Annotated in this window: 26 protein-coding genes, 1 pseudogene and 1 riboswitch; of the genes and pseudogenes, 14 read left to right on the top strand and 13 right to left on the bottom strand. The window is 41.4% G+C overall.

Going from position 1 to position 26,010, the window contains the following annotated elements; translation table 11 throughout:
- Positions 1-197: 197 nt before the first annotated feature.
- A riboswitch (SAM riboswitch) is annotated at positions 198-302 on the top strand.
- Between the two features lie 72 nt (positions 303-374).
- From KP78_RS18985 to KP78_RS05270, 10 genes are all read left to right on the top strand, one after another.
- Positions 375-530 carry a YezD family protein gene (locus tag KP78_RS18985; RefSeq protein ID WP_106388533.1) on the top strand — a complete coding sequence of 52 codons (156 nt, stop codon included), beginning with the start codon at positions 375-377 and terminating at the stop codon, positions 528-530.
- Between the two features lie 75 nt (positions 531-605).
- Entirely contained in the window at positions 606-1,322 is a 717-nt protein-coding gene (locus KP78_RS05310; RefSeq protein ID WP_041086903.1) for a phosphoadenylyl-sulfate reductase, read from the top strand.
- A gap of 15 nt (positions 1,323-1,337) precedes the next feature.
- Positions 1,338-2,432, top strand: coding sequence for an inorganic phosphate transporter (locus tag KP78_RS05305; RefSeq protein WP_041086902.1), 1,095 nt, complete (start codon positions 1,338-1,340; stop codon positions 2,430-2,432).
- A gap of 5 nt (positions 2,433-2,437) precedes the next feature.
- A complete protein-coding gene (gene sat / locus KP78_RS05300) occupies positions 2,438-3,583 on the top strand; it encodes a sulfate adenylyltransferase (protein ID WP_041087553.1) in 1,146 nt (381 codons plus the stop codon).
- A 12-nt stretch (positions 3,584-3,595) separates the two neighbouring features.
- On the top strand, positions 3,596-4,204 hold the full coding sequence (gene cysC, locus KP78_RS05295) for an adenylyl-sulfate kinase (RefSeq protein ID WP_041086901.1): 609 nt from the start codon (positions 3,596-3,598) through the stop codon (positions 4,202-4,204).
- Position 4,205: 1 nt separating this feature from the next.
- A complete protein-coding gene (locus KP78_RS05290; protein WP_041086900.1) occupies positions 4,206-5,825 on the top strand; it encodes a nitrite/sulfite reductase in 1,620 nt (539 codons plus the stop codon).
- A complete protein-coding gene (locus KP78_RS05285; RefSeq protein ID WP_041086899.1) occupies positions 5,825-6,043 on the top strand; it encodes a DUF3906 family protein in 219 nt (72 codons plus the stop codon). Before KP78_RS05290 ends, KP78_RS05285 begins: the two co-directional genes overlap by 1 nt.
- 4 nt (positions 6,044-6,047) lie before the next feature.
- Complete coding sequence (gene cobA, locus KP78_RS05280; RefSeq protein WP_041086898.1) at positions 6,048-6,827, top strand: uroporphyrinogen-III C-methyltransferase; 780 nt, start codon at positions 6,048-6,050, stop codon at positions 6,825-6,827.
- 21 nt (positions 6,828-6,848) lie between these two features.
- Positions 6,849-7,601, top strand: coding sequence for a sirohydrochlorin chelatase (locus KP78_RS05275; RefSeq protein ID WP_041086897.1), 753 nt, complete (start codon positions 6,849-6,851; stop codon positions 7,599-7,601).
- Position 7,602: 1 nt separating this feature from the next.
- Positions 7,603-8,208 (top strand): precorrin-2 dehydrogenase/sirohydrochlorin ferrochelatase family protein, encoded by a 606-nt coding sequence (locus KP78_RS05270; RefSeq protein WP_235420841.1) that lies wholly within the window; start codon positions 7,603-7,605, stop codon positions 8,206-8,208.
- Between the two features lie 11 nt (positions 8,209-8,219).
- Here KP78_RS05270 and KP78_RS18980 read toward each other — a convergent pair.
- Positions 8,220-8,462 (bottom strand): annotated as a pseudogene (locus KP78_RS18980) (ATP-binding cassette domain-containing protein); the annotation flags it as partial.
- A 192-nt stretch (positions 8,463-8,654) separates the two neighbouring features.
- Positions 8,655-9,842, bottom strand: coding sequence for a glycine C-acetyltransferase (locus tag KP78_RS05265; protein WP_041087551.1), 1,188 nt, complete (start codon positions 9,840-9,842; stop codon positions 8,655-8,657).
- A gap of 407 nt (positions 9,843-10,249) precedes the next feature.
- On the opposite strand from KP78_RS05265, the gene KP78_RS05260 reads away from it, so the two are divergent.
- The 3 genes from KP78_RS05260 (at position 10,250) to KP78_RS05250 (ending at position 13,866) form a co-directional block, all read left to right on the top strand.
- Complete coding sequence (locus KP78_RS05260; RefSeq protein ID WP_041086894.1) at positions 10,250-11,638, top strand: tetratricopeptide repeat protein; 1,389 nt, start codon at positions 10,250-10,252, stop codon at positions 11,636-11,638.
- 88 nt (positions 11,639-11,726) lie between these two features.
- On the top strand, positions 11,727-13,496 hold the full coding sequence (locus KP78_RS05255; RefSeq protein ID WP_052474617.1) for an ABC transporter ATP-binding protein: 1,770 nt from the start codon (positions 11,727-11,729) through the stop codon (positions 13,494-13,496).
- A gap of 106 nt (positions 13,497-13,602) precedes the next feature.
- Entirely contained in the window at positions 13,603-13,866 is a 264-nt protein-coding gene (locus KP78_RS05250; RefSeq protein ID WP_041086892.1) for a hypothetical protein, read from the top strand.
- 157 nt (positions 13,867-14,023) lie between these two features.
- Here KP78_RS05250 and KP78_RS05245 read toward each other — a convergent pair whose 3' ends face one another.
- The 6 genes from KP78_RS05245 to ybaK form a co-directional block, all read right to left on the bottom strand.
- Positions 14,024-15,304 carry a DUF2254 domain-containing protein gene (locus tag KP78_RS05245; RefSeq protein WP_052474615.1) on the bottom strand — a complete coding sequence of 427 codons (1,281 nt, stop codon included), beginning with the start codon at positions 15,302-15,304 and terminating at the stop codon, positions 14,024-14,026.
- A 176-nt stretch (positions 15,305-15,480) separates the two neighbouring features.
- Positions 15,481-15,885 carry a cytochrome-c oxidase gene (locus KP78_RS05240; RefSeq protein ID WP_041086890.1) on the bottom strand — a complete coding sequence of 135 codons (405 nt, stop codon included), beginning with the start codon at positions 15,883-15,885 and terminating at the stop codon, positions 15,481-15,483.
- A gap of 154 nt (positions 15,886-16,039) precedes the next feature.
- Entirely contained in the window at positions 16,040-17,137 is a 1,098-nt protein-coding gene (locus tag KP78_RS05235; protein ID WP_041086888.1) for a PRK06851 family protein, read from the bottom strand.
- Between the two features lie 143 nt (positions 17,138-17,280).
- A complete protein-coding gene (locus KP78_RS05230) occupies positions 17,281-17,949 on the bottom strand; it encodes a YczE/YyaS/YitT family protein (protein ID WP_052474613.1) in 669 nt (222 codons plus the stop codon).
- A gap of 224 nt (positions 17,950-18,173) precedes the next feature.
- A complete protein-coding gene (locus KP78_RS05225; RefSeq protein ID WP_041086886.1) occupies positions 18,174-18,518 on the bottom strand; it encodes a YflT domain-containing protein in 345 nt (114 codons plus the stop codon).
- Between the two features lie 233 nt (positions 18,519-18,751).
- Positions 18,752-19,237, bottom strand: coding sequence for a Cys-tRNA(Pro) deacylase (ybaK, locus tag KP78_RS05220; RefSeq protein WP_041086885.1), 486 nt, complete (start codon positions 19,235-19,237; stop codon positions 18,752-18,754).
- A gap of 171 nt (positions 19,238-19,408) precedes the next feature.
- On the opposite strand from ybaK, the gene KP78_RS05215 reads away from it, so the two are divergent.
- The gene (locus KP78_RS05215; protein WP_052474611.1) at positions 19,409-20,812 is read left to right on the top strand and encodes an MFS transporter; all 1,404 of its coding nucleotides are present in this window, start codon (positions 19,409-19,411) and stop codon (positions 20,810-20,812) included.
- 143 nt (positions 20,813-20,955) lie between these two features.
- Here the strand turns inward: KP78_RS05215 and KP78_RS05210 are convergent, their stop codons facing one another.
- The 5 genes from KP78_RS05210 to KP78_RS05190 form a co-directional block, all read right to left on the bottom strand.
- Positions 20,956-23,142, bottom strand: coding sequence for a DNA topoisomerase III (locus tag KP78_RS05210; protein WP_041086883.1), 2,187 nt, complete (start codon positions 23,140-23,142; stop codon positions 20,956-20,958).
- Positions 23,143-23,413: 271 nt separating this feature from the next.
- Positions 23,414-23,599 carry a hypothetical protein gene (locus KP78_RS05205; RefSeq protein ID WP_041086881.1) on the bottom strand — a complete coding sequence of 62 codons (186 nt, stop codon included), beginning with the start codon at positions 23,597-23,599 and terminating at the stop codon, positions 23,414-23,416.
- 129 nt (positions 23,600-23,728) lie between these two features.
- Positions 23,729-24,991 (bottom strand): PTS galactitol transporter subunit IIC, encoded by a 1,263-nt coding sequence (locus KP78_RS05200; RefSeq protein WP_041087541.1) that lies wholly within the window; start codon positions 24,989-24,991, stop codon positions 23,729-23,731.
- Between the two features lie 122 nt (positions 24,992-25,113).
- Entirely contained in the window at positions 25,114-25,395 is a 282-nt protein-coding gene (locus tag KP78_RS05195) for a PTS sugar transporter subunit IIB (RefSeq protein WP_041086880.1), read from the bottom strand.
- A 21-nt stretch (positions 25,396-25,416) separates the two neighbouring features.
- Entirely contained in the window at positions 25,417-25,875 is a 459-nt protein-coding gene (locus KP78_RS05190; RefSeq protein WP_041086879.1) for a PTS sugar transporter subunit IIA, read from the bottom strand.
- Positions 25,876-26,010: the final 135 nt, after the last annotated feature.

Genomic DNA, 26,010 nt, shown 5'->3' with positions numbered 1-26,010 from the left:
ATCCATATTTAACTTTTCGACATATTTATTTTATTTCCTTCATATAAATAATTGCTGGTTTACTCCTCTTTTTAGTTCGTAAAACAAATCCTTCAGATCTGTATGTAATCAAATAAAACAAAATTTTGAAATAACTTTCACAAAACGTGTTGACAAATCATACTGATATGGTAGGATTAATTCCAACAACTGAAAAACGCTTATCGAGAGCGGCTGAGGGACTGGCCCTTTGAAGCCCGGCAACCTGTGAAAGCAAGGTGCTAATTCCAGCAAAATGGAAATTTCATTTTGGGAGATAAGGTGCTGAAAAACTTTGACGCGCCTTTCCCCAAGATCACAGGGAGAGGCATTTTTCATTAAAGGGGGCGAATGATTTGACAGCACCAGAGTGGGAAGAGGTAGTGGAACATCTTGAAGAAATGATTAAAACAGTAAAATTCGGATCCATCACCTTAATTGTTCAAGATGGAAAAGTAGTTCAGATTGAAAAGAATGAAAAGGTTCGCCTCCAATCATATAAATCACGCTGACTAGACAACTAGAGGCGGTCCTTCACCAATCCATGGTGGGGGACCGCCTTTTTTACGAAAGGAGATCATGTAAACATGGCAACTGCAGTAACGTATAATGACTGGCGTTTCATATCAGACACCTTTGACATCCAAGATGGAACAAAAGGTGCTCGTTCAGTACTAGAGTGGGCGTACAGTGTTTATCAATCTGAAAAAATAGTCTATGCATCTAGTTTTGGTGCTGAAGCAATCGTCTTGATTGATCTTATCCAGCAAATCAAACCAGATGCACATATCGTATTTTTGGATACTGGCTTACATTTCCCAAACACATATGATGTGATTGACCAAATTGAAAAACGTTTCCCTTCACTCCAAATTGAACGAAAACAGCCGGCACTTACAGTGGATGAGCAGGCACAGGAATATGGATCTGCTTTATGGAAACGAGAACCGAATCAATGCTGCAATATTCGAAAGGTCATTCCATTGCGGGAAGCACTGACACCAAGGGAAGCATGGATTTCAGGATTGCGCAGAGAACAATCTCCAACCCGTGCACATACTGAGTTTTTAAATAAAGACGATAAATTTCAAAATATTAAAATCTGTCCACTGATTCACTGGACATGGGATGAGGTCTGGGCCCACATAAAAGAAAAGGATCTTCCATATAATCAGCTGCACGATCAAGGATATCCGAGCATTGGCTGTTTTCCTTGTACAAAGGCAGTGGGAGTCGACGGCGACTCACGAGCAGGAAGATGGTCTGGCAATACCAAAACTGAATGCGGCTTGCATTCAATGTAATAGGAGGTCATCACGGTGCTCACAATCATTGCCATTTCCACAGGATTCTTTTTTGCGATGAACATCGGTGCGAGCGGGGCTGCAGCATCCATGGGCATTGCCTATGGCTCAGGTGTAATCAAAACCCGACTAATCGCATTGGTTTTATGCGCGATAGCGGTCTTCTTTGGCGCTTGGCTCGGTGGCGGTGAAGTCGTGAAGACCATCGGTAGCGGCATCGTTCCAAGCAGTACTTTTACGACAGCTATTGCGGTCATCGTACTCGCTTCCGCTGCCCTATCCTTGTTTTTAGCAAATATTCTTGCTATCCCGCTTTCAACAAGCGAAGTGACAGTCGGCTCAGTTGTAGGAGCTGGAATCGTATATCAATCAGTCTTTGCAGATAAACTTTTATGGATCATGTTTTTTTGGTTATTAACACCGCTAGTTGCTTTTTTAGTGGCCATTCTTGCCACCAAGGTGTTAGCGGTACCCTCAGTCAAAAAATGGATCGCAGCACCAAAGGCTGCTCCTATTTTAGCCATTCTCGTCGTTGTAACTGGTTTATTTGAAGCATTTTCGGCAGGGATGAATAACGTAGCAAATGCGGTTGGTCCATTAGTAGCAGCAGGTCTTCTCTCCACAAATAGCGGTATTCTCTGGGGAGGATTATTTGTCGCTTTAGGCGCCCTTGCCCTCGGTCATCGTGTACTTGAAACGAACGGCAAGAAAATCACCACTCTTCGATTAGAAGAAGGGTGCGTCATTTCAGGAACGGGTGCAGGGATCGTGACGACAGCATCGCTTTTTGGAATCCCGGTTCCATTAACACAAATCACGACCTCTTCCATTATTGGGATTGGTTTTGCCAAACACGGCCGAGCTGTACTCAAAAAGGACATTGTCGTTCAAATGCTTACGGTTTGGATCGTTTCACCAGTAATCTCTATGGTGCTTTCTTACACCATTATTCAGCTCATCATTGAAAAAAATGTATATCCAGTCATCGCCATGATCGGCGTTATTATTTCTATATTCGGCATCTTGTTTTTAATGAGACGTCCAACAGCAACTGTGACTGCCGCTCCATCAAATGAAGCAAATGAATTTAAACTAGTGAAGAAAGGTTGATGAAAATGGCTTTACCAACACCTCATGGAGGAAAACTAATCCAAGCATTTGATCCATCTTATGATCTAACATCCGTTCAAAAGGAAATCTCAATTGATGCCATTGCTTTAAGCGATCTTGAATTAATTGGAGTCGGGCTATTTAGTCCATTAACCGGCTTTTTAGGCCAATCAGATTATGAATCTGTCGTCAATACAATGAAACTAGCAAATAATACTGTTTGGTCCATTCCAGTAACACTTCCTGTATCTTATGAAACAGCCGATACACTTGTGGTTGGTGAAAAAATAAAGCTTTCTCATGAAGGTGAAGTATATGGGGTCATTACTGTTTCCGATTGGTATGAACCAGATCTAAAAAAGGAAGCACGGGAAGTATATCGTACTGAAGACCTTGCTCACCCAGGAGTGAAACGATTATTCGAACGCGGATCGGTTTATGTAGCTGGTGAAGTGACACTTGTGAAAAAACCCGAAAAAGGCGTCTTTGGAGATGTATGGCTGGAGCCAAAAGAAACACGTGCTCTCTTTGAAGAAAAAGGATGGAAAACCGTTGTTGGCTTCCAAACAAGAAACCCCGTTCACCGCGCGCATGAATACATTCAAAAAGCAGCGCTCGAAACCGTTGATGGATTATTTCTAAATCCTCTTGTAGGTGAAACAAAATCGGATGATATTTCAGCGGATGTTCGACTAAAAAGCTACCGCGTTTTATTAGAAAACTATTATCCAAAAAAGCGTGTTCAGCTTGGGGTCTACCCTGCAGCAATGCGCTATGCCGGTCCTCGTGAAGCAATCTTCCATGCGATTGCGCGCAAAAACTTTGGGTGCACGCACTTTATCGTTGGCCGCGATCACGCAGGTGTCGGCGACTACTACGGCACATATGATGCACAGTACATTTTCAGCGAATTTACAGAAGAAGAGCTTGGCATTAAACCCCTATTCTTTGAACACAGCTTTTATTGCAATAAATGTGAAGGAATGGCTTCTGACAAGACATGCCCACACGGCAAGGAAGACCGCGTGATCCTATCTGGAACAAAGGTACGTGAAATGCTTCGCTCTGGCATCCTCCCTCCTTCTACGTTCAGCCGTAAAGAAGTTGTAGAGGTGTTAATCGAAGGACTAAAAGAAGAAGCAACAGTGTAAGGAGGCAAATAAATGACAAACTCAACAAATGTAACGTGGCATGAAACAACCATAGCAAAAGAAGATCGACGTGTTCAAAACGGACATGGCAGCTATGTGCTTTGGTTCACCGGCCTATCAGGCTCAGGAAAATCAACGATTGCAAACGCCGTTTCGAATGAATTATTTCGTTTAGGGATCAACGAATATGTCCTCGACGGTGATAATATCCGCCATGGACTAAATAAAGATCTAGGGTTTTCAGATGAAGATCGCACAGAGAATATTAGGAGAATCGGCGAAGTGGCTAAGCTGTTCGTGGATAGCGGCAAGGTTGTCACAACTGCATTCATATCCCCTTTCCGTTCAGACCGTGATCAGGTGAGGACATTATTCGAAAAAGGAGAATTTATCGAGGTATTTGTTGATTGCCCTTTAGAGGAATGTGAAAGGCGTGATCCAAAACAGCTTTACGTTAAAGCAAGACGAGGAGAAATTAAAGACTTTACAGGGATCGATTCTCCGTATGAAGCACCTGAACGGCCAGAAATCGTGATCAAGTCCGATCAGCTTAGCGTTCAGGAGGCAGTTAACCAAATTATTCAATATTTACGCAAACAAGACGAAATTCAGGAGGATTAATATGGCTTACGTAAAACAATGGGCAGAAAATGAAAAGTTAAATAAAACAGAGATTGCCAAGCTGGAAAAAGACGGATTGAAAATTATTGATGACATTCCGTATTATGCAGAAAACGGATTTGATTCGATTCCAAAGGAACAGTGGGACTTGTTTAAATGGGCAGGACTTTACTTGCAGCGTCCGAAAGAAGACGGCTATTTCATGATGCGTGTTAATGTACCATCCGGTATTTTAACAAAACCTCAGGTGGAAACATTAGCTGGCATTGCAAAGGATTATGGACGTGGCGTCTTTGATATTACAACTCGTCAGGCTATTCAGTTCCATTGGCTGGAAATTCAGCAGATTCCAGATATTTTCAAACGATTAGAAGCCGTTGGACTATCCAGTGCCGGTGCTTGCGGAGACATCACACGCACGATCGTCGGAAATCCAATTACAGGTCTGGATCCTGATGAATTGTTTGATACGAGCGCCATTGTAAAAGAAGTATACGACTACTTCCAGCGCAATGAAGACTTCTCAAACTTACCTAGAAAATACAAGCTTTCTATTAGCACCAACTTAAAAAACGCATCCAATGCAGAGATTAACTGCGCATCCTTCACTCCTGCTGTCAAAGTCATTGACGGCGTAGAGAAGAAAGGCTTCCATTTAAAGGTTGGAGGCGGTTTATCAGCACGCCCTTACTTGGCACAAACTGTTGATGCTTTTATTGATCCGGAGCGCACGCTAGAAGTAGCTATTGCTGTCACAACGATTTTCCGTGATTACGGCTATCGTGAAAAACGCCATCTTGCTCGTTTGAAATTCCTCATTGCTGATTGGGGCGTTGAAAAATTCAAAGAGAAGCTGGAAGAATTCACGGGTCCTCTTCCTTCTAAAGGTGAAGAGCCAGTTGAGGAATGGAACGCAGGTTATTTCTATGGTGTTCATGATCAAAAGCAGGAAGGACTTAAATTCCTTGGCTTCAATGTACCAGTAGGACGATTGGATGCTGAAGAGGTATTTGAACTTGCACGTATCTCGGGGAAATACGGAAATGGTGAAATTCGCACATGTAATTCACAGAATTTAATCATTCCAAATGTTCCTGCTGAAATGGTCGATGAGCTGCTTGCTGAACCGATTTTTGAACGTGTTACCATTAATCCAAACTCCTTTATGGGTCATGCGGTTTCCTGCACAGGGATCGAATATTGCAACTTGGCGCTTGTTGAAACAAAAGAACGGATGAGACATGTTGCACTGGAATTGGATAATCGAATTGAATTAGATGTACCTGTTCGTATGCATATGGTCGGCTGCCCGAATTCTTGCGGCCAGCGACAAATCGCTGATATCGGCTTGCAAGGGATGAAGGTTCGAAACAAAGAGAAACAAATGATTGAAGCTTACGAGATTTATGTTGGCGGCACATTAAACGCTGGCGGTCAATTTAACGAAAAACTTAAAGGAAAAATACCTGCAGAAGAATTAAATGATGTTTTAGTGAATCTGCTGCAGTACTTTAAGGCAGAAAAAAATGCAGGGGAATCCTTCTTTGATTTTGTACAACGTGTTGGTATTGATACTCTTCAAGTACAATTAGATTCTATTCTAGAACCAGCAGCATCATAATGGCTTACTTGTATCGATTTGATGTATCCATAGGAGAAAAAAATGTAATAGCCGTCATTTATGCAGATGACGATGAAGGTGCATTTCAGCATTTGGATGTAGAATTAGAGAAATTTTACCTAAAAGAGCCAGATGTAAATGAGATCACGCTTCGTGAGAAGAAACGAATTGTTAAAAAGAGCGGATTTATCCTCGACGAAGACGAGAAAGGGTGGTAAAACGATGGTTGGAACAGTCTATTTGGTGGGTGCGGGTCCTGGAGATCCAGATTTAATTACGGTAAAAGGATTACGCTGTCTCCAGCAAGCAGATGTGATTCTATACGATCGTTTAGTAAACCCTGTACTGCTGGAGCATGCAAAAAAAGATGCACAGCTTGTCTACTGCGGTAAACTCCCGCATTTTCATACAATGAAGCAAGACACAATCAATCATTTCCTTGTTAAATATGCAAAAAAAGGACTTAATGTTGTACGATTAAAAGGCGGAGATCCCTTCGTCTTTGGCCGTGGCGGAGAAGAAGCTGAAGAATGCGCCAAAAATGATGTACCATTTGAAATTGTTCCCGGCATCACTGCAGGTATTGCGGCAAGTGCTTATGCAGGAATTCCAGTTACACACCGCACGTTGAGTAAAAGCTTTGCATTTATCACTGGGCATCAAGCTGCTGATGACAAAGAAGCTGAATACCAGTGGTCGCATCTCGCCAAGGCGGTTGATACAATCTGCGTGTACATGGGAGTCTCTCACCTTCCCAGCATTACAAAGCAATTAACACAGCATGGAAAATCACCGCACACCCCTATCGCACTTGTACATTGGGGAACATTGAGTGAGCAGCGCACAGTTGTCGGCACGTTGGAAACTATTGTAGAATGTGTGAAAGAAGCAAAAATTCAGAATCCAAGTATGATCGTGATCGGAGAGGTCGTTCGTCTCCACCATAAGCTGAACTGGTTTAATGAAGAAATTGCCCCAAATCTTCCAGCCGCTCATGGATAAATCGAGAAAGGAGTCTTCCTGATGAAAGCTATTTTATACATTGGACATGGTACACGCTCCAAAGAAGGGGCAGCAGAAGCAAAGCAATTTTTAAGCAGCGTCATCAACCGGATCGACGCACCCATTCAGGAAATCAGTTTTTTGGAGCTGACAAAGCCTTTTATTGACGAAGGCTTTGAACGCTGTGTAAAGCGAGGGGCGACAGAAATAACCGTCATCCCTCTTTTACTTTTATCAGCAGGACATTTTAAAGAGGATATTCCAAATGAGCTTGCACCTTTGCAAAAAAAGCATCCGCATATTCAAGTCAAAATGGCAGATGCTTTTGGTGTGCAAGGGCGAATTCTCGATGCTATTACCGAGCTTGTTAAGGATACAGCGAAAGGCGTAAATATTGATGATTCTCTGCTTATTGTTGGGAGAGGAAGCAGTGATCCCTTGATTCATGAAGCCTTCGCACAAATAAAAAAGGGGTTAGCAGATCGTCTTGGAATCAGCCTTGTTCATGTCTGTTATTTAGCTGCCGCCACACCGCGATTAAAAGAAGGTCTGGAAGCCATCTCAAACGAAGCTGCTGGCCGTGTAATTGTCATCCCTTACTTGCTTTTTGCCGGACTGCTTCTGGATGAAGTGATGGAAAGTGTTCATCACAGACAGCAGCAAGGACAAGCCATTATTTACACGGATGTCCTTAGCCGCCATCGGGTAATTCAGGATATTGTCATCGAACGTGTAACAGGAAAGGAACCGGCAGATGCAGCCTCTTATTATTGACTTGCATAAAAAAAACATTGTCATTGCTGGGGGTGGGAGAATTGCCGCTCGCAAAGCAAGAGTGCTGGGTGCAGAGCAAGCCACTATTACGTTTATTGCACCCGAAATCTCTAAAGAGGTCTATGAGCTTTCCCGGGATAAAGGCTATTCCCTTATCCACCGAAAAGCTGAGCCTTCTGATTTTGCAGAAGCCATGCTTGTGATTTTGGCAACGAATAACCGGGAAGCAAACCGTACATTATGCCAATCTCTTCCCCCCCACCAGCTCGTGTGTGTGGTAGATGAGTCGGGTGAAGGAAATGTCACCTTCCCTGCCACTGTCAGACGGGGACATTTACAGGTTGCTGTTACATCAAACGGCTCAAGCCCAAAGCTAACGCGAAAGCTTAAAAAAGAACTGGAAGCACAGTTTGATTCATCCTGGGAACCCTACACAGCTTTTTTAGGTAGAAGCCGAGAGCTTATTAAGAAGCTCCCCCTTTCTTTTGAAGAAAAAAGCGAGCTACTGCTAGAGTTATTGGAGGATCAATATCGTCTTAGCGAAGAAGCTCAAGAAACGATCTGGAGAAAATTGCAATCCTTTCAACAAAATCAAATCGTTAAGTAAAAGGAGACGTTTGATTCATACGGATCCAGGAAAATGATTTGAAGGTCTTTTCTTTTCTTTCGCATTTCCTTGCGGCTTAATGAAGTAAGGTCTGTCCCCTCAAACGATACGATTCCGGCAGTCGGTTCGTCTAAACGAAGTATTGCTCTTCCGGTCGTTTACTTTCCACAGCCGGATTCTCCCACAATACTAACAGTCTCTCCTTCATAAATGGTAAAACTGATATCAACTACCGCTTTTACATGGTTAGTCGAAGGCTTCTCTACTTTACCTAATGGCATTTATCAGCTGCATGATGTAACCATGACGGAATAATGATTGTAAAAACAAAAAGCTGCCGGGAGCCTTTGGCAGCTTTTTGTTTTTACTTGTATTTAGTATGAATACAACAAACCCGACCTAGCGCACGCTGCTAAGCCGGGGCATTTAAAACAATTATGATTCAATTAATTGATGATTGACAGTTCTTTCCCAACTTTTTCATAAACAGCTAATGCCTGATCCAGCATTTCTTTTGTATGAGTGGCCATCGGCATATTTCTCACGCGGCCTGTACCTTGAGGAACGGTTGGGAACACGATTGATTTTGCGTAAACCCCTTCTTCTCTAAGTCGTTTGCTGAATTGCTGGGTAAGCTTCTCTTCCCCTATAATACATGGTGTAATAGGCGTTTCGCTTTTACCAATATCAAAGCCTAATTTGAGCAGACCTTCCTTGAGGTAACGGCCATTCTCCCATAACTGATCATGCAGCTCCGTGCTATCCATGATCATTTGAACGGCTGCTGTAATGGCTGCCGTGTCTCCAGGAGGTAAAGCCGTTGAAAAAAGAAATGGACGGGAACGGACTTTTAACCAGTCAATCAAATCCTTAGATCCAGCTACATATCCTCCAACAACGCCGATTGCTTTTGATAGAGTGCCGATTTGGAAGTCGATCTCTTTTGACAGACCAAAGTGCTTAACGGTTCCAGCTCCTTTGCCCATTACGCCGGATCCGTGTGCATCATCAACATAAGTGATGAGGTTAAATTCCTTTGCAATCTCCACAATTTCAGGAAGCTCTGCTAGATCTCCATCCATTGAAAACACGCCGTCAGTTATAACCATCACTTTATTATATAAACCTGATTCAGCTGCCTCTTTTGCTTTTGCCCGTAAATCGTCCATATCAGAGTGATTGTAACGAATAACCTTTGCCTTTGAAAGGCGGATGCCATCAATGATTGACGCATGGTTCAATTCATCAGAAAGAATGGCGTCATTTTTATCCATCACACCTGAAATTGCTGCCATATTGCAGTTAAAACCAGATTGATAGGCAATAGCTGCTTCTGTCCCTTTAAATTCTGCCAGCTTTTCTTCGAGCTTCACGTGAAGATCCATGGTTCCATTAATCGTACGAACTGCTCCGGCACCAACGCCATATTGATCAATCGCATGTTTAGCGATTTCTTTTAGATGATCATTTGTTGCAAGGCCAAGGTAGTTATTTGAAGACAAATTAATAAGCTCTTTGCCACTAATTTTTATTACGGGGCCATTTGGACCTTCTACTGGATCGATTTCATTGTATAGTCCGCGATCCCTTAAATCGTTCAGGTTGTCCTGTAAAAATTGATCTAATTTTTTCACTTTCTTTATTCCTCCTTCGTTTTCCAATGCATACAAGACGACATTTGTCCTCCTCACACATACACCATTATCTAAAAATCATTTATTTATTAGTATTTAACTCGGTAATATTTTATCATGTTTACTTGATACGGACAACGAATCAAGTAAACAATTGATCCGCTTAATAAAATAAATGGCTGTTCAAACGCAAAAAAGAATCGGCTAACGCTAACCCTTTTCTGTTCATTTCCAGTCACATTAAACGACTATTAAATTCATAATTTTAAGGGATTTTCCTGTTTTCCAATCCTGAAGTACAGCATATCAAATCCATTCATATTACTTGTTTTATGGTTAGCTGTATTACTTTTATGCATAAAGCCTATTAATATGATATGGTAGAAATACAAAAAGGAGGGATCAAGATGAACCGTTTAACTACGATAACCTTGCTTGAAAAAGGAAAAAATAAAATCCTGCTCCAGCCTATTAGATTGGCTGTCCATCAGCCTTGTTCTATTATGGAAGCTGTCTCTCCAGCCAACGAACTTTATCATGTATATTTTTATAAGCAGCAATTCCTTGCCGCCAAAAAGGTGACCCGCTCAAGAAGGAGCAGTTATCTTGAACAGGCGTTTACAAAAGGAATTGTTTTTTTATGTCCTCATCCCGCTGCCACACTGCTATTAGTCAATCATGAGCATGTAAAGAACAGATCTCTCACTGACCTTCTGCAGTATGTGAAAAAACGCTTCTCACCGTTAGAGATAGCTCAGATCTTTAGATGCTTTGATTCACTTATTCAGCCGGATAAGCTGTTCAAGGTCATGCGTGAATCTTATTATGAGTACCGTCGTGAAGGGAAATGGGGCAAGGCTTACTCTGTCCTGCTAACGCTTGAAGAAGCCTTTCCTTCTCATGAATGGGTGACCCATACAAAGCGAGATCCAAGCTTTTCAAGTTATCACAAAATCTATCAAAGCATGGATCAGACCCTTTTAAAGAAAGACCCCTCCACTATGGAATGGCTATTATGGAAAAACAGATCCCATGCCCCATATCGATCGCTTTGGTTTAACACATTTGGATCTCAGTCATCACACACAATAGCCGTATTCTCTCTTCTTTATGAGCAACAGTTAACGAATGACACCTCTCTCGCAACACATTTTCTCGAAACTGCCAATCATCTCTTTACACAAACCGAGCTAACGCAAATCCTGCTTCAACTGGCATCTGATCCATCTGCTTCGGCCTCCATTTTGCGGCAAGCATTTCGCCAGGCGGTCAAATTGCATGCGTGGGATGATGCAATGAAGACATTCATCGATCATCCATTTCCACTGGAACTGCAGGATATAAAATGTCTTACAGAAGCCATTCCGCATGTGAAGTGGGACAATCCCCAGTTACCGCTTGAGAAATTAAGTCGCACGCTTGTACCCGTTTTAAAAAATCAAAAGAAGGATTTAGATATGATCTTAACTGCATGCATTCCAATTCTAAGTCGATCTCATGATCTGCACGATCTGCTCCATTGGCTTAAACCACTAAACGATCATCAATGCAAACTGCCGGTGCAGCAAACCTTGCAGCAGCTCTCCCATTATGCAGAAGATCCAGATAAGCAATTTCAGGCTGGTGAACTTTACTACAAGCTTGGTTTGAAAAAAGAAGCCATTGACTCTTTTAACTGGGAAATAGAGCTCCATCCTGACGATCCATCACCAGTTAGGCGTCTCTGCTCTCTTTATCATGAATTAGGTCAGACTGATGAAGCCGCTGTATACCAGCAGTTATTAAAAAGCATGTAGGATAAGAGCTGAGAAGGGAAAAAGGGATATACGGTCACTTTGTGGTACATTTATAGCAGGAACTTATTGCTAAAGGAGATTGTTCACAATGACCACACAAACGGATGAGAAAAAAACCATTCAATGGCGGGCATTTATTCACCTTTTACGTCAGCTTGCCTGGCCAAAATGGGTAACATTTTTTGCTTTATTACTCACTTTAATTGAGACAGGTGTTAGTTTAATTATCCCTCTTGTAACAAGGGATCTTGTTGATACCGTGTCATCCACATCCATCAGCTGGTCTACTCTTGGACTGCTGATCGGAGTTTTTTTAATACAAGGGATAACCGGCGGCGTCTCGTTTTACCTGCTTACCTATATTGGTGAAACGATTGTTGCTAACTTACGTAAAAAGCTTTGGCACCATATTTTGCGCCTTCCTGTCCCTTATTTTGATCGCCATGAATCAGGTGAAACGATGAGCCGTGTCACACAGGATACTGCCACGTTAAAGCAGCTTATTGCAGGACATCTCGTTACGTTTGTATCTGGGCTGATTTCGATTATCGGTTCGGTCATTCTTCTCCTTTATATTGATTGGAAAATGACACTTATCCTGCTAATCGCTGTGCCTGTTTCACTCGTTATCATGATGCCGCTTGGCCGCATGATGTATAAAGTGTCAAAAGCCGTGCAGGATGAAATGGCCTCTTTCTCCGGTTTATTGGGTCGTGTCCTATCAGAGATTAGACTTGTTAAAGCTTACAGTGCAGAAGAAAAAGAGACGCTCAAAGGGACATCTGGCATTCAGTCACTTTTCCGATTCGGCTTAAAGGAAGCCCGTATTCAAGCCGTAATCACACCTTTTATGACCTTTATTATGATGGCGCTGCTTGTCGTAATACTGGGATATGGCGGAATTCAGGTGCAGTCAAACCAGCTATCGGCCGGAGACCTGGTCGCCATTATTTTTTATTTATTCCAAATTGTCGTCCCGTTTACTCAAATGGCTACCTTCTTCACAGCATTCCAAAAAGCAGTTGGTGCCACTGAACGAATTCAAGAGATATTGGATGTTGATATTGAAAAAATATCAAAACGAGAAAAAATCAAATGGGAGCAGCAATCCCTTCATTTTGAACAGGTTGATTTTCATTATGAAAATAGAAAATCCATTCTGCATAACCTCTCTTTTGATGTTCCTTATGGAAAAACGACCGCTTTTGTCGGACCAAGCGGTGGCGGGAAAACCACTATTTTTTCTCTTGTTGAACGCTTCTACTCTCCATCCTCTGGGACGATACAGCTTGGAGAAAGAGATCTATCAAGCTTCCATTTATCAGCTTGGAGAAGCGGCATCGGCTACGTATCTCAGGAAAGCCCGCTTATGTCAGGAACAATCAAAGAAAATATTTGCTATGGAATTGAGCGGGAAGTGGATTTAGAAACGATTCGAGCTGCTGCCAAGGCTGCGAATGCGGCTGATTTCATCGAAAATCTGGAAAAAGGATATGAAACGGAGGTTGGAGAAAGAGGCATTCGTCTGTCTGGCGGACAGCGTCAGCGTATTACGATTGCACGTGCACTTATTCTCGATCCGGAGCTTTTACTTCTGGATGAAGCTACATCCAACTTAGACAGTTCATCTGAGATTTTGGTACAGGAAGCATTACAGCGCTTAATGACCGGTCGCACAACACTGGTCATTGCACATCGACTATCAACAGTTCTACATGCCGATCAAATTATTTTCATTGAAAATGGTCATGCTACGGGTATTGGTACTCATGATGAACTGTATGCAACACATGAACTGTATCGTCAATTCGCCCAAGGACAATCTTTGCTTGGCCAGGATCCGAGTTCCATTTCATAATCAGCTTTAAAGCAACACAAAAAAACCATTTTTCAAGGCAGCATAAACGTTTTAACACATTTCTTTTGATAAACTGGATGTATGATCGATTCAGGAGGTAAGAAATGTGAAGAAAATAATCACGCTGTTATTTATGTTTACCATCATCTATTCAGCACCTCCACTAGCCTATACTGGGTGGGCGGAAACAAACACACTTGAATCACGGACCGAATATGAAATAACAGGAAAACGTTTGATGGCAGCAGCTGCAGAGCCTATTTATGAGGAATCCTCTTCCACCAACTCTGTTATCATGCCTATCGCGATCGTCGTTTTACTCATCATTGCTATTGGCGCAACCGTCTACTTTATTCGGAGTAAAAAATAGTATTTTTTCGGTTTTATTAGGACATTGCCAGAATCCTATTCTCAGCAGCGGGCAGAGCGCTGCATCGTGATCTTCCTCGAGCAAGCTATTTTTTTCTACCACTTTACATTTTTCCGGGCTGTCTTTCACCTGCAAAGACAGCCCTTTAATGATTTAATCAGACTGTTCCCTCCTTTTTGTGTTGCAATAGCTGCTGATCTAGGACAGGCAGCGCATTCATATCAATGGTTTCCAACACATAATCTCTCATTTGAACGATCGTTTTGCGATGAGTTAGCGGTGAACCCTCGGCCGCAAATTGTAAAGCATCCAGCATAGCGATGATGACGGAAACATCTTCTTTTCCATAGTGACGCAGCTGATAAAAGGTTCCATGCAGTATCTCTTCATAAGACTGAAGGGAAAAACGGATGTAGGGAACTTTTTCACTATCAATACATACCCAGTCACGAGTTGGAAGATGACTGATATTTCCAAGCAACCTGCCTAAGTGCCGAATACAATCATTTGCTGTGTTTGGATCATTAATTCCAGGAGAGATTGCACGCAAGGCCACTTCAACCATTTTTTGAAATGCGAAAATCGGATCCTGATCAATGTCCCTTTCCCTTCCAACCATAAAACATCCGCACAGGTCGATCTCTTTCACTTCAGGAATGCGATCGCTGTCCACATATACAGTTAAAAGCGGACTCATACGATGGACAAAAGAGCCGATGGGCATGTTTACTCTAATAAATAGTTTATGTTTTTTTGCTAACGCCAGCAGCGCATCATAATTCACAAACTGAATGTACCCGTATTTACCAGCTTGTACTTGATAACTTGAGTCTGGTACTTTCCATTCTGCTTCATGAAAAAGAGAAACCTTGTCCTTTTTTTGAAGATTTAGGTAATAGTCAATCACTCGATCCGCATCATTAGATAATTGCTCGATCAGACTGCTTACTTGAATACTGGTCGCTACTTGGTGAATGAAAACAGCAAAATAAACGAGACAAATCGTTGCTAGGACCACACCTACTGCTGCTGCAATCACCGGTTCATCCGGCTGTGATTCTCGCATCAAAATTAAAGAAAGGGTGGGATAAATAAATCCCCCCATAAAAACTCCCAGCACTCTAAGAGTTAATTGATCTGTAATAAAATTTTTAACCGTTCTCGGCGAGTACTGAGAAGAATAGGTGGTCAACACCACCATAATTGTAGAAAACGTAAAGGTTGTCATCGTCAATAAAGAAGCTGACAGTCCAACAAGGATGGTTTGAGCAAGCGGCACAGATGTGAGAAGAATCGGAGGAAGAAAGCTTTCCAACTGTGATGACCAATGAATATCAACCGCAGCAACCCCTCCAGCTAAGCCCGCAGCGAGCAAACTGTAGATAGCCGGGATTAACCATACTTTATCTTTTAACTTCAACACCCATCCCTTCACCATACTCATTCTCCTTCGTTTTTCATGTTTCAAATGTTTTTCTTATACAATCTAAGCTTTCTTTACCCATTAATAAGGAAAATAGAAACCCTTTTTAAAATAGGCACTATAAAAAAACTGCTGATATCCACCTCAGCAGTTTCCTGTCCTCCCTCTTACATCAATTAATTTTCACACCCCTAAGAAGCTACATCCCGATCAGATTTGCCAATATTTAAAGTACCAACATGTGCAAACACATTGAACATAAATAAAATCACACCTAAAATAACGAGGAGAGAGCCGCCAATTACGACAGGCATCAATGCCATATTTCCAGTAATAATCTCCACTGCAAGCCCGCCCTGCATCACTGGAACACCAATGTTATGAAGCCAGAATTGTGTTTTAGCAAGCTTCGTATTGCCTGCTCTCGGATAGAAATGATAAACAAGTCCAAACAATGCCATTGATACCCAGCCAAGCAGATTAATATGTGCGTGAACCGACGTTAGACGAAAATCCTGCATGATGCCCATGACCAGACCCATCAAAACGCCAATTGTAAAATAAACGGCTGCTACCTTTAAAAATCTTTGCCCCATATCGTCCTTTCCTCCTTTTATTTGTTCAAGAATCAATATCTAATCATATAATTAGATATTTACTTCTTTAAACCTTTATATAATTATAATTTTCAATTTATTTAAGTTGATGATAACTTACATAGGTACAATTTGAATAAAGACCCCTGCTGCATCAACCTGAAATGATGGATTCTTCTATTTGTTCTTGAATGGATTGCTGGATCTTATTTATTTGTTCAAAATCCATTGCCTGAATATAGATTGTTTCCAATTCATCATGCAAATACTTGGCTTGCTTCAAATAGGCGGTTCCTTCTTGCATTTTTTTATTGTAGCGTTCGCGAATTTCTCCGATTATTTCAGCATTCACTTCATCGGTGCCAGGTGTAACTAATTTTTCATACATATCAAGAATTTCATCTCCGTCCCGTTCCGGAAAATATTCATGAGGGGCTGTACTATCAAAAATCGCAAAGCCAAGCTCTCGAACAATCACCATATCCAGGCTCTCCGGATCAAATCCACAATGGTACACTTCCACATCAAGACCACGCTCTTCAGCTGTTTTGGCTAACCTTTTCAGCAAAGTGGATTTACCTGTTCCAGGGCGCCCCTTTATGAAGTATCGTTTTGGCAGCTCATGTGTCAGGTTAGGGATATAATCGACCGCTCCCTTCGGAGTAGCCGCCCCTAAAAAGCGATGGTAAACAGCAGCTGGTTTGTTTAATCGAACATTTCCAACCAGCTGCTGTATATAGGAAGCAGCGAGGTGATCTGCAGCTTGTATGTCGAACTGATTAATATAAATCTCTTCCCATTCATCATGAATGGCTAATGCTTCAGCAAATGATCGATACGCTTCTTGAAAGCATTTATCAATTTTCTGATTGTAGCTCACCACTTCTTCTGCATGCGCCTGAAGCTGTTGACGATCCCATGCCTCACCAAGGTTTACATACTCTTCTTTTGCACCAGGTGCTTTTGGCTCTAATATATGAGGAGCAGTACCGTCTACAATTCCTACACCTAATGAAGGAATGATCACACCATCTAATGAGTCAGGATCAGATGAGCAATGAATCCATTCGATATCATAGCCTCTTTCCAGCCATGCATGCCCCACCTGTTTCATAATCGTAGATTTTCCTGTTCCTGGGCCGCCTTTCATGATCCATAGCCGTTGAAGTGAGGATACATTTGAATCGAAAAAGTGATGAAACCCTTTCGCCGTGTTGCCTCCTGCGAAATAATGTCGTATTTTACCTGACATGTTTCATTCCCCCCCGTTAATTCAGCATACATACTATGTATATGAGGAATGTTTTAAAATATGCATTCATTAAAAAGGTGGCACGTCATACTAAAAGATGTGTTAAATACAGAAAAAAGCTTGTAGAGAAACGAGTTGTTTCTCTACAAGCTTTTTGCGTTTTCCGATGGGTGATGACGATGACGGGTTAGTGAAGCTCCGTTTCCATCAATTAATCGTTGAAGGAGCAACGTGCACTGCGGCAAAGAAAGATTTACGATTGAACCAACAAAAAGGGCTGTGATAATTGTTCCCACACCGATAGGTCCACCAAGACCCCAGCCAATTGCCAGCACAACTAGTTCAATTCCTCTACGAACTTTGCTAATGCTCCAGCCCGTTTTCTCGACGATCATCATCATGACTGTATCTCTAGGTCCCGCACCAAGATTAGCTGCGACATAAATACCGACTCCGTACCCCATCACAATGACACCTGCTAAAAAGACGGCAATGACACCTGGCATAGTGGATGGTTCTGGAATCAGCCAGTTAAATACATCAATAAAGATCCCGACAAGCAGCATATTTAAAACGGCTCCAATACGCGGAGGCTTCTTCGTCACGAGTACTGTACCTCCAATAATGACAATACCAAGCAAAATCGCCCATGTTCCCACGCTTAAACCAATCTGTTGATAAAGACCAACATGAAGTACATCCCAAGGACTAATCCCTAATCTCTGCCCCTTGATTGTCAAACTGATTCCAAGAGCCAGCACCATTATTCCTACCGTAAAAAAGAGCCAACGCAATACATAGGCTCGTTTCATTTTACATTCCTTCTTTCTAAATCATGCAAATCTCTTTCGATCAGCTAAATGATTATCTTCCACTTTACCACAATTTTCATGACTGAACATATTTAAAATCTATGTAAGCCATTACATCGAGAAAAAAATTTATTTCTATAAAATTGGGTTGTTTTTTTCTTAAAGCTCTATTAAAAGAAGCCTGATTCCATTTTAGGGAATCAGGCTTCTTTCTATAAAATCAATTAAACTGTCAAACCTTCTGGCGCGTCTTTAACGACTACAATGACTTTTCCTCGGTCCAGCTTATCTTCCAGGTTCTCAGCCTCTGAATCTGTGAAGCCCAGCTCTTGGAATTGGGCACGAAGCTCGTCCCCTTTTTTACGGAAAATATTTTTTGTCGCCGTGCCGAGACCCGTTTCAGCTACACCAACTGTATTTACATCTGCATTAGCCGCAACACGATCCGTACGATCGTCATCATGCGTGACAATATAGATATTTTCTTCGACTACACCCTTTGTTTTAATGGAGCTAACTGCATTTACAACCTCTTCATCATTTGAAAATTCCTTGTAAAATAAACCCATTGTTATCTCCTCCTAAAATAGTCTTTTAAAGTTGTCTACAGGGGAAATATTACCCGGCTGACAATGAGTCAAACATACGGGAATCTTTGAAACTTGAGATTATGAAATTAGTCCTACAATAGAGAGAAAGAATAAATGCTTACGCTGTAAGCATTTATTCTTTCTCTCTGTTCATGCTTATAAAATGAGCTGAAAATAAAAAAAGGTAAAAAGGCTTATATGCTCGTTCGCAATTATTGCAGCAGATCCGCCGCTTCCCCATTTGTTATTTTGAGAAGATCCTCCACACAGAGCTCGATTTGCATACCTATTTGTCCCGCACTCACAACAATCGTCTCATACTCTCTCGCTTCCTTAGCAACCCAGGTTGGATAAGATTTTTTCATTCCAATTGGTGAGCATCCTCCCCTGATATAACCCGTTTTTTCTTGAATATCCTTCACCGCAAGCATCTCTATTTTCTTCTCACCTGCTAGGGCGGCAGCTTTTTTCATACTAAGCTCTTGGTGTACTGGGATAAGAAATACGTATAGCCCACCGCTAGTCCCCTTGGTCACAAGTGTTTTATAAACCTCATTTACAGAACGATTAACCTTTGCTGCAACGGAAACTCCATCAATTTTCCCGTCACTTACGTCATATTCTGCCGTTTCATATATGATCTTTTCCCGATCAAGCTGCCGCATTGCATTCGTTTTGCCCTTGCTTCCCTTCCCCATACATACTCACTCCTTTATCAATGCTCTGTGTGTTTATTATAACGAAAATGACGAATAAATTGATCTCTAGTATTTTTTCTTAAAAGCCCAGAAATTTTACATCTTACAATTTTAGGTCTATGATTATTTAGGGAATCTAAAAAATATTTTACCAGAAAAAGGGAGTATAAGATGTCGACGATCACGAGAAATTCTGTTGAAAAGCTCGAGCTTAAAGTAGGACAAAAACGTAAGCTTGTCTTTCTTATTTGTCTTATTCTCGCTTTCAGCGTAATGAACGGAACCATGTTTAATGTGGCAATACCAGATATTTCAGCAGATTTTGCGCTTTCTCCTTCACAGGTCAGCTGGGTAATGACAGGTTATATATTGGTATTTGCCATAGGATCTTTAATGTACGGAAAGCTTGCTGATCTATTTCCAATCCGTACTTTATTTACAGTAGGTATTTCACTTTTCTCTTTAGGAGCATTTATCGGCTTCCTTTCACCATCCTTTGAAGTATTAATGGCAGCACGCGTTCTTCAGGCGATGGGGGGAGCAAGTATTCCAGCACTATCCTTTCTAATCCCGGCAAGATTTATGCCCTATGACAGAGGTAAAGTGTTTGGATATGTTGCTTCGACTGTTGCTTTTGCATCGGGGATCGGTCCCATTCTCGGCGGTTTGATCGGGGGTGCATTTAATTGGCGGTTTCTTTTTATTTTTTCAATGCTTGCCGTCCTATCCATCCCATTATTTCGTAAATGGCTGCCTCATGAGGAACGCAGAACAGGAACCATTGATTTACTAGGAGCCTTTCTAATTGCTACTTCGGTAGCGAGTTTGCTGTTTTTTATTACGTCATCTCAACGGAACATGCTGCTATCCTTCGTTGTCTTTTTCTCCTTATTTATTTGGCGCACAATCAAAGCAAAGGAGCCCTTTATTCAGCCATCCATTCTAAAAAATAAACGCTACACCGTCACCGTTATGGCAAGCTTCTTTGGCACAGCGGTATTATTTGGCCTTATTTTTGTCATTCCGATTATGCTGCGGGATTTAAATACGCTTTCGACCATCGGCATTGGACTCGTACTATTTCCAGGAGCGATTCTTTCTGGAGTGATCGGTCAATACGGAGGTAAATTAATTGATCAAAGGGGTGGTGTCCCGGTTGTGAAATTAGCGCTGGCTCTTGTCGCAGCCGGAACGCTGCTCATATCAATCTTTGCGGGTCGGGATGCCTGGATTATTTCTATCTGTATGGTTGTTGCCTATCTTGGATTTCCGCTTATTCAAAGCTCAACGGCTGATCTTCTATCCTCTACACTGGAATCTCATCAAAACGGGGTAGGAATCGGATTGTTTAATCTATTGAATTTCACGGCAGGGGCATTCTCAAGTGCTATTTTGGGTAGTATTCTTGAGATTGAAGAAGTAGCAACAAGATGGAATCCTCTTTCAAATACAGGTAATAATGTGATTTATAGCAACTTGTTTATAAGCTTAACGGTGGTTGCTGTAATAGCTGTTATTGCGTTTACAGTTCTTTATCAAAGAGCTGATCAGCAGTATTCAAACGAGAATACGTAATAATAGAAAGGCTGGCTCATCTAATTGGATGAGCCAGCCTTTTGTTTGTTGATTTTATAGCAATGGAGTATCAATAACATTTGTAAAAATAGAAAGGGTTATTAATCTGTCCATTTTCAAGTATTTGCAGGGGGTACTCAAAATTACAGCTTTAAATTCTTCAAAGCCTCTGCCAATGCATTATTGACCGGCTCATCCTTATTTTGCTTTTTCATGTAGTTTGCAACATCACGTTTTCCGGCTTTGCTATTATTGCTTTCTTTTCTTCGTTTTTCGAAAGCCGAAAGCTTTTCACGGTGTCCGCAAACACAGCTGAATGTTTGCCCTTCCCCTTCACCGCGAAGCTCGAGCTTCTTACGGCATACTGGACAGCGTGCATTCGTTTTTCTAGCAACGTTCTTGCGATGACCACATTCACGATCTTGACAGACAAGCATTTTACCTTTTTTTCCATTTACTTCAAGCATCAGTTTTCCGCAATCCGGACAATGGGTCCCGCTCATATTATCATGTTTATATTTTGCCTCGCTATTTTTAATTTCGCGGACGACTTGATTCGTAAAGGCTGTCATCTCGCTTAAAAACGCTTTTTGCTTTAGTGATCCTTTCGCAATCGCAGCAAGCTTCTGTTCCCACTGCGCCGTCAGTGCAGGTGAACGCAAGTCTTGAGGAACAAGTTCCAGCAGCTGCCGTCCCTTTGACGTCAAAATAATATCATGCCCGCGTTTTTCGATTAGGAAGCTATTAAAGAGCTTCTCAATAATATCAGCACGTGTAGCTACCGTACCGAGACCACCTGTTTCTCCGAGTGTTTGTACAAGCTCTTTTTTCTCATTTTTCATAAAGGCCTTTGGATTTTCCATAGCAGACAAAAGCGTTCCCTCGTTAAAACGTGCCGGAGGCTTTGTTTCTCCTTGAGTAAGCTCAATAGCCTGTACCGGGAAGCTCTGCCCTTTTGATACATTTGGCAATGTTTGAGATCTTGACTCCTCCTGCTGCTGATCTTCATCTTCATCATATTGATCAAAGACAGCCTTCCACCCGATAACAGAAGGGATTATTCCTTTAGCCGTAAAGGTTTCTTGTCCAATTGCTCCAGTAATAACCGTTTGCTCGTACTCGTGCGCCGGCAGCAGAACGGATACAAATCTCTTTGCAATCAAATCATACAGCTTCCACTCTTTATCACTTAAATTGCTTAGAATTAGACGTTCCTCCGTCGGAATAATGGCATGATGATCAGACACTTTCGCATCATTCACAAAGCGGCTATTTGCCTTGATCGGCTTTCTTAAAATTTTCGCAATATGCGGTGCATATGGCTGTACCTGCATGCCTTTTAAGCGATCAGCAATTGTTTCCACAATATCCGCAGAAAGATATCTAGAATCAGTTCTCGGATACGTAACAACCTTATGCTGTTCATAAAGTCTCTGCAGCGTAGAAAGTGTTTCCTTTGCCGTAAATCCGTAACGCTTATGGGCATCCCGCTGCAGCTCTGTTAAATCATATAATGCAGGTGCATAGGATTTTTTCGCTGTTTTTTTAACTTCCTGAACCATAAGCTCTTTTCCTTTAAGAGCAGCCTCAATCTGTTCTGCAGCCTGACGATCAAACGTACGAGTTTGCTTCGAAGTGCGATCCTGCCATATCAGTGACAGCTCTTTTAACCTTGCTTTCAAACCATAGTATGATTGTGATTTAAATTGAAGAATTTCTTCGTCTCTCTCAGCAATAATGGCCAGTGTCGGCGTTTGTACACGTCCGCATGAAAGCTGGGCATTATATTTTGTCGTTAGCGCGCGTGTTGCGTTAATGCCAACAATCCAGTCGGCTTCCGCTCTGGCAACAGCAGATTCATAGAGCGGTTCAAAGTCACGGCCATTTTTCAGATTGCGAAACCCTTCTTTGATGGCTTTATCTGTAACAGATGAAATCCATAATCTCTTTATTGGTTTTTTGACATGCGCTTTTTCAAGAATCCATCTTGCTACAAGCTCGCCTTCGCGGCCGGCATCCGTCGCAATGACGATTTCACCGACATCGGGACGGCTGAGCTGATTTTTCACAGCCTGAAATTGTTTACCTGTTTTCTTGATCACCACAAGCTTCAACGGCTCTGGCACAATTGGCAGATCTTCTAAACGCCATGATTGATACTCATTTCCGTAGCCTTCAGGATCCGCTAATGTAACCAGGTGACCGAGCGCCCACGTAACAATGTGGCTTTCTCCTTCAAAAAATCCATTTCCTTTTTTAGTGCAGTTTAATACCCGTGCTATGTCTCGTCCTACAGACGGTTTTTCAGCTAAAACAACAGTTTTTTTCATTCCACAATTCCTTTCCGTCGCTCATACGCTAATGGTATCATTATAGCAGATTCTACTTACTCTTTCAGTGGAGCAAAACGAACAGCCATCCCTCGAAATTGGAAGGATGGCTGTTGAAAAAGTATAAACTGTCCTTATGAGGATGCTGATTTGAATCCTTTAGGGCACTTATTTATTCATACGAATACTTATAGAGATTGAATAGAAAATGTTTTCGGGCAGCTGCAGAGAAACGTTTTTAAAGCTTATGCAAAACTGGTCTAGCACTCCATTACTTGCTATTAAACTCAGCTGATCCAATATTTGCAGACGCTGTTTTTTTCCGTTTCCCAGAGAAAATTTTATAAATGACAAAGCCTACTACAGCCGTATTAATCGGAAATTGATATTGCAAATAAAGCTCACTTAAGTATCTTCCATGCGGACCCAAAGCATAATCTACAAATGTTTCTACCATACGATCACCCTAACTTTCTATTTCGTTTCTAAAAGCTTATCACGTGACTCAATTGATCATCAAGGAGGAATAAAAGCCCTTGGAACAAAGCCTTTTATTCCTCACTAGATTTGATCAAATCACCATTCATTAGTTAAAAACCGCAAAGAATTTGTATATCACATAGTTAATCAAGTTTCCACCCTGGTCAAGACTTGATACAAGGTTTGTTCCTTCAGGCATATTGAATTGGCCATTAACTGCCATCTCTGTATGAATAACTGCCAGATCTGTAGCCATGTATAGTGTCAATGCAATTAATACTGTACCAACAATTACCGAGTGAACAATATTTCCTCTTGCAGCACCTACGATAAATGCCACAATAAATGGAATGGTTGCTAAGTCACCGAATGGAAGTACATTGTTTCCAGGAAGGAAGACTGCTAGAGCGACTGTAATTGGTACTAAAATTAAAGCGGTAGAGATAACAGATGGATGTCCAATTGCTACTGCAGCATCAAGCCCAATGTAGATATCCCGATCCCCAAATCTCTTCTTTAAAAACTCACGTGCTGATTCTGAAACAGGTGTTAATCCTTCCATAAGGATTTTTACCATCCTTGGCATCAAGACCATAACGGCGGCCATTGCCATACCAATTTGGATTACTTCCCCTGCTGAATACCCCGCCAGCAAGCCTAGGGCGGCTCCAAGGAATAGTCCCATAAAGATGGATTCTCCAAAAACACCTAATCTTCTTTGAATGGTTTCCGGATCCGCATTCCAATCCTTTACTACTGGTACTTTTTGAAGAAGCTTTACAAATGGAATACCAAGCACTGCATAGGATACTGTACTTCCAGTTGCGATCGAGATACCCGGTAAATCAAAGAAATCTCTTAACATAGGGGCTGTCCAGTCAGCTATTTTCAAACAAGCAATTTGGAAAATGACTGCAGCGATTAAACCTTGAATCATGCTTCCGGAAAGCGTATAAACAATAGCTCCAGTAAAAGTAAAATGCCAAAAATTCCAAATATCTACGTTCATTGTTTTAGTCGTTCTCGTTACAAGCATGATGACGTTAACTAATAATGCTAAAGGAATAATAAAAGCCGCGATTGGAGAAGCCCAAGACATCGCCGCAGCCCCTGGCCAGCCAACATCAATCACATTTAGTTCAATCCCAAAGCGGTCAACCATGCCGTTTGCCGCTGGTCCTAAGTTACTTACAAGCAAATCTACAACTAAGAAGATCCCGACAAATGCAACACCAATGATTAATCCTGATCGAAAAGCTTTTCCAGGTTTTTGTCCAAATCCAATACCGATTAGAAATATTGCAACCGGTAAAATAACTGTAGGACCTAAAGCTAAAAAGGCTTGAAGAAATTCAACCATTCTATCCATAACAGACTCCCCGCTCTCCATTACTATCTATTTATGAAAATATTTCTCGATTCCCTCCTCATAACAGCTGGAATCGAGAACATTTTCTTTCCATACAGATGTTGTTGTTCAAATAAATCACTTTATTTTTTTAGTTCCTCTAAAATTTTCGCTTCTACTTCTTCCTGACCAATTCCTGTAAGAAATGCTCTCGCATTAATAACAGGGAATGAATATTCTTTTTGTACAATGGTGGTTGTAACCAATAGGTCCGCAGTGTCTTCATAAGAAGGAACCTCTGTAATTTTACATTGAATCAGGTTTGCATCAATCCCATTTTCTTTACACATTTTTTCAAGTGCTAAGTTAACAATTGTAGAAGTAGCAATACCAGCACCACAAGCAACCAATATTTGTTTTTTCATAATATTTACATCCCCTTTAAATTATTGTGTTTTTAATTTTGCATTAAGCAGGTTTTTTACTTTTGCTTTAGAATCCTCATTTGCCAGGAATTGCAATGTATCTTCATCTTGAAAGATTTGCATCAGCTTTTGAAGAAGCTCCAATTGTGAATGTGCTTGCTCCATCGCCAGCATAAAGACTAGTTTGACGGGAGTTGTAGCACTTTCTTCACCCATAATTCCAAAATCAACTGTATTTTTTAATATCCCGACACTGATCGCTTTTTTGTTCACATGCTCAATATCAGTATGCGGGATTGCGACCGAATAGCCTTTTGTCGGCAGGCCTGTTGCATAATTCTTCTCCCTTTCAATAACGGCCTCAATATAGCTTTCTTTAACAAAACCTTTATTAACTAAATTTCTCGCCATTACTTCTAAAACTTCCGCTTTACTGTCCACGTCTATTTCTCTTAATATGAGTGTTTCATCAAGATACATGTTGCTCTTCCCTCCTTGCGCTCCCTATCATAACGGCTTGATAAATTTTTTTCTTCACTTTTTGATAAAGTTAATATATTACTTCCTTGAATTAATAATAACACCTAAAACCCTCATAATGTATGCGTTTTCATC

The sequence above is a fragment of the Jeotgalibacillus soli genome, assembly GCF_000829435.1.
GTDB lineage: Bacteria > Bacillota > Bacilli > Bacillales > Jeotgalibacillaceae > Jeotgalibacillus > Jeotgalibacillus soli.
This window is presented reverse-complemented; position numbering and strand designations above follow the sequence as displayed.

Excerpts from the sequence above, each read along its gene's own strand:
- cysC (WP_041086901.1), top strand. The coding sequence starts at position 3,596 with ATGACAAACTCAACAAATGTAACGTGGCATGAAACAACCATAGCAAAA.
- KP78_RS05240 (WP_041086890.1), bottom strand. The coding sequence starts at position 15,885 with ATGGGGCAAAGATTTTTAAAGGTAGCAGCCGTTTATTTTACAATTGGC.
- KP78_RS05245 (WP_052474615.1), bottom strand. The coding sequence starts at position 15,304 with ATGGTGAAGGGATGGGTGTTGAAGTTAAAAGATAAAGTATGGTTAATC.
- ybaK (WP_041086885.1), bottom strand. The coding sequence starts at position 19,237 with ATGGGGAAGGGAAGCAAGGGCAAAACGAATGCAATGCGGCAGCTTGAT.
- KP78_RS05275 (WP_041086897.1), top strand. The coding sequence starts at position 6,849 with ATGAAAGCTATTTTATACATTGGACATGGTACACGCTCCAAAGAAGGG.
- KP78_RS05210 (WP_041086883.1), bottom strand. The coding sequence starts at position 23,142 with ATGAAAAAAACTGTTGTTTTAGCTGAAAAACCGTCTGTAGGACGAGAC.
- KP78_RS05225 (WP_041086886.1), bottom strand. The coding sequence starts at position 18,518 with ATGGGTTTATTTTACAAGGAATTTTCAAATGATGAAGAGGTTGTAAAT.
- KP78_RS05290 (WP_041086900.1), top strand. The coding sequence starts at position 4,206 with ATGGCTTACGTAAAACAATGGGCAGAAAATGAAAAGTTAAATAAAACA.
- KP78_RS05230 (WP_052474613.1), bottom strand. The coding sequence starts at position 17,949 with ATGAAACGAGCCTATGTATTGCGTTGGCTCTTTTTTACGGTAGGAATA.
- sat (WP_041087553.1), top strand. The coding sequence starts at position 2,438 with ATGGCTTTACCAACACCTCATGGAGGAAAACTAATCCAAGCATTTGAT.
- KP78_RS05205 (WP_041086881.1), bottom strand. The coding sequence starts at position 23,599 with ATGGTAGAAACATTTGTAGATTATGCTTTGGGTCCGCATGGAAGATAC.
- KP78_RS05260 (WP_041086894.1), top strand. The coding sequence starts at position 10,250 with ATGAACCGTTTAACTACGATAACCTTGCTTGAAAAAGGAAAAAATAAA.
- KP78_RS05235 (WP_041086888.1), bottom strand. The coding sequence starts at position 17,137 with ATGTCAGGTAAAATACGACATTATTTCGCAGGAGGCAACACGGCGAAA.
- KP78_RS05310 (WP_041086903.1), top strand. The coding sequence starts at position 606 with ATGGCAACTGCAGTAACGTATAATGACTGGCGTTTCATATCAGACACC.
- KP78_RS05200 (WP_041087541.1), bottom strand. The coding sequence starts at position 24,991 with ATGGATAGAATGGTTGAATTTCTTCAAGCCTTTTTAGCTTTAGGTCCT.
- KP78_RS05255 (WP_052474617.1), top strand. The coding sequence starts at position 11,727 with ATGACCACACAAACGGATGAGAAAAAAACCATTCAATGGCGGGCATTT.
- KP78_RS05195 (WP_041086880.1), bottom strand. The coding sequence starts at position 25,395 with ATGAAAAAACAAATATTGGTTGCTTGTGGTGCTGGTATTGCTACTTCT.
- cobA (WP_041086898.1), top strand. The coding sequence starts at position 6,048 with ATGGTTGGAACAGTCTATTTGGTGGGTGCGGGTCCTGGAGATCCAGAT.
- KP78_RS05285 (WP_041086899.1), top strand. The coding sequence starts at position 5,825 with ATGGCTTACTTGTATCGATTTGATGTATCCATAGGAGAAAAAAATGTA.
- KP78_RS05190 (WP_041086879.1), bottom strand. The coding sequence starts at position 25,875 with ATGTATCTTGATGAAACACTCATATTAAGAGAAATAGACGTGGACAGT.
- KP78_RS05215 (WP_052474611.1), top strand. The coding sequence starts at position 19,409 with ATGTCGACGATCACGAGAAATTCTGTTGAAAAGCTCGAGCTTAAAGTA.